This window comes from Kitasatospora sp. NPDC059812, from assembly GCF_042732075.1.
In the GTDB taxonomy this organism is placed as follows: Bacteria; Actinomycetota; Actinomycetes; order Streptomycetales; family Streptomycetaceae; genus Kitasatospora.
The window spans coordinates 39,946-42,718 of record NZ_JBHWIO010000011.1; the positions used below are offsets into that span (position 1 = coordinate 39,946).

Below are 2,773 nucleotides of genomic sequence, written 5' to 3' on the forward strand. Positions count from 1 at the left end.
AAAAAAACTATTTATTTTTTGCCCCGACCGGGGCCACGGCCGGTTATCGCGGGACTTTTTGGGCCCGGCCCCGGACAGGGGGGGGCCCGGCCCCACGCTCTTGGCCCAGCGAGAACATGGGCCTCATAGGCCGTTCAAGAATCCTAGGAATTGTCCATGAAACTCCCGGTCCGCTATGACCCCCTCGACAGCTCGACTCTCGCCGATCCCTATGCGGTCTACGCGGAGCTGCGCGCGTCGGAGCCTGTGCACTGGCACGAGAAGATGCAGAGCTGGGTGCTGACCCGGTACCGCGATTGCCAGATGGTGCTGCAGGACCCCGCGGTGTTCGCGACGGACTGGCGGCGGGCCGGCGAGTCGGTCTCCGAACCGTGGCTGAGCCTGCAGACCCTCGACCCGCCGGACCACGGCCCGCTCCGCAGCCTCTTCATGAACGCCCTGCGCGCCCAGGACCTGGAGGCCGTCGGCGAGCAGGGCGAGGCTCTCGTCGGGTCGCTGCTCGACGGACTGGAGGGCAGGGCGGAGTTCGACCTCATGTCGGAGGTCGTCGAGCCGCTCGCCCTGGCGACCATCTCGGAGCTCATGGGCATCGAGCAGCCGGACGTCAGGACCTTCGCCGCGATATCGGATGCCATCGTGCGGAGCATGGACGCCGGATTGGCGCCCGAGACCGGCGGGGACGGAATCGAGACCGGTGCGGAACTCAGGAAACTCGGCATCGAGGCGCGCGGCCGACTGAGCGAAATGGTCGAGTCCTGGTTCACCACCAATCCGCGCCCCGGCCTGCTGGCCCATGTCGCCGGCAACCGCGCCGAGGTGGATGTCGCCGACGCCTTTGTCCGGAACACGGTGCGGGTCGTCTTCCAGTCCGGCTACAGCTCGATCGTCGCCGGTGCCGGAAATGCCATGCTGGCCCTGCTGGAGAACCCCGACAAATTCGAGGCGATGCGCGACCCGGCACTGCTGTCGAGCGGTTTCGACGAACTCATGCGCTATGACGCCTCGGTTCAGGGAACCAGCCGCATCGTCACCGAGCCCGTCACCATCGGATCCGTCCAGCTCAAGCGCGGAGACGTCGTCGTGGTGCTTTTCGGCGCCGCAAACCGCGATCCCGAAAAATTCACCAGCCCCGACGAAATCATTCTGGACCGGACACCGAATCAGCACATGGCATTCGGCCGGGGCCCGCACACCTGCGTCGGGAACCTGTTCACCCAGGTCACGCTGCAGGCGCTGATCAAGGCCATTCTGCGGCGCCCCACACGCCTGCGGATGGCCGGGGAGCCGCTGCGCCAGCGCACCGCGACCATGCGCTACCTGGCGACGCTGCCGGTCACCTTCCAGGCGGCTGCCGCCACGTGACGAAAACGGATACGACGGCTCGCCCGACCCGGACGAGCGCTGCCCGGCTGGCCCTCGCCAGGGCGGTCCCGCCGGCCGGGCCGGTGCGCGGACTGACGCTGTCCACGTTCCTGACCACCCTCGGGGACGGGCTGTTCGCCACCGTCAGCGTGCTGTTCTTCACCCGCGTGGTGGGTCTGCGGATGGTGGACGTGGGCATCGGGCTCACGGTTGCCAGCCTGGCCGGCCTGCTGGCGGCCCTGCCGATCGGACACCTCTCCGACCGCATCGGGCCGCGGCGGGTCCTGCTCGTCCTCACCGTCGCCGCGGGGCCGGCGGTGCTGTGCTACCTGGTCGTCGGCTCCTTCTGGCCGTTCGCCGCCACGGCATGCGCGGTGGGCGTCGTGCAGCGGGGCTGCCGCACGGTCCTGCCCGCCCTGGTCTCCCTGATCGCCTCGGCCGAGGAGCGGGTGACCGCACGCGCACACCAGCAGGTCGTGAGCAACATCGGGATCTCACTCGGTGCGGGAGCCGCCGGCCTGGCCCTGTACCTGGACACCCGGGCCGCGTACGAGGCGATGGTGGTCGTCGCGGCGCTGGCCTACGCGGGGTCGGCCCTCGTGCTGAACCGGATGCCCGTGCGGCATCCGCCTCCCGCGCACAGCGAGAAGCAGCCGCTGGGGGCCGCGCTCAAGGACCTCCGGTACCTGCGGTTCACCGGGCTGAACGCCGTGCTGTCGCTGAACGGCGCCCTCATGGAGATCGCCATTCCGCTGTGGCTGGTCACCCACACCAAGGCGCCCGCCTGGCTGTTCAGCGCCCTGATCGTCCTGAACACGATCCTGGTGGTGGTCTTCCAGGTCCAGGTGAGCTCCAAGGGCAACGACACCACCCCGGGCCTGTGGGGGCGGATCTCACGCCTCGGCGGATTCTTCCTCGGCTGCGCCTGCCTGCTGTACGGCGCCGCCGGCTGGGGGAACACCCTGGTCGCGACCGCCGTCCTCGGCCTGGGGATGATCGCCCACACGTGGGGCGAGATGTACCAGGTCTCCGGCGAATGGGGGCTCAGCTTCCAGCTCGCGCCCGAGCACGCCACCGGCCAGTACCAGGGCGTCCTGGCCATCGGCCGTGGAGCCGCCAACGTGGCCGCGCCCGTCGCCCTGGTCGCGGTCGTCGGGGCCGGTCAGTACGGGTGGGTGGCGCTGGCGGCCGTCTTCCTCGCGGCCGGGCTCGCGATGCCCGCGGCGACCCGGCTGCCCGCCGGCAAGGGCCCCGCCTCTGACGCATGACCAGCACGGGGCCGCCCCAACCGGGTTGTAAGCCCTGACACCACGATGCGGCGGGCCCCCACGGCCCCGCTGGGCGCTCGCGGGGGCGCGCGCAGGCGGCGGGGGGGGCCGCGCCCGCGCCCACAGCCCCCCCCCCGCGACAC

At 70.6% G+C, this 2,773-nt stretch carries 2 protein-coding genes; both read left to right on the forward strand.

The window, feature by feature from the left end:
• The first annotated feature begins 156 nt into the window (after positions 1 to 156).
• Positions 157 to 1,362 (forward strand): cytochrome P450, encoded by a 1,206-nt coding sequence (locus ACFV6D_RS08390; RefSeq protein ID WP_063347739.1) that lies wholly within the window; start codon positions 157 to 159, stop codon positions 1,360 to 1,362.
• Positions 1,359 to 2,630 (forward strand): MFS transporter, encoded by a 1,272-nt coding sequence (locus tag ACFV6D_RS08395; RefSeq protein WP_159398432.1) that lies wholly within the window; start codon positions 1,359 to 1,361, stop codon positions 2,628 to 2,630. The genes ACFV6D_RS08390 and ACFV6D_RS08395 overlap by 4 nt, the downstream gene beginning before the upstream one ends.
• Positions 2,631 to 2,773: the final 143 nt, after the last annotated feature.

What these genes read in the sequence shown, in the direction of transcription:
- ACFV6D_RS08390 (WP_063347739.1), top strand. Translation starts at nt 157, where the DNA reads ATGAAACTCCCGGTCCGCTATGACCCCCTCGACAGCTCGACTCTCGCC.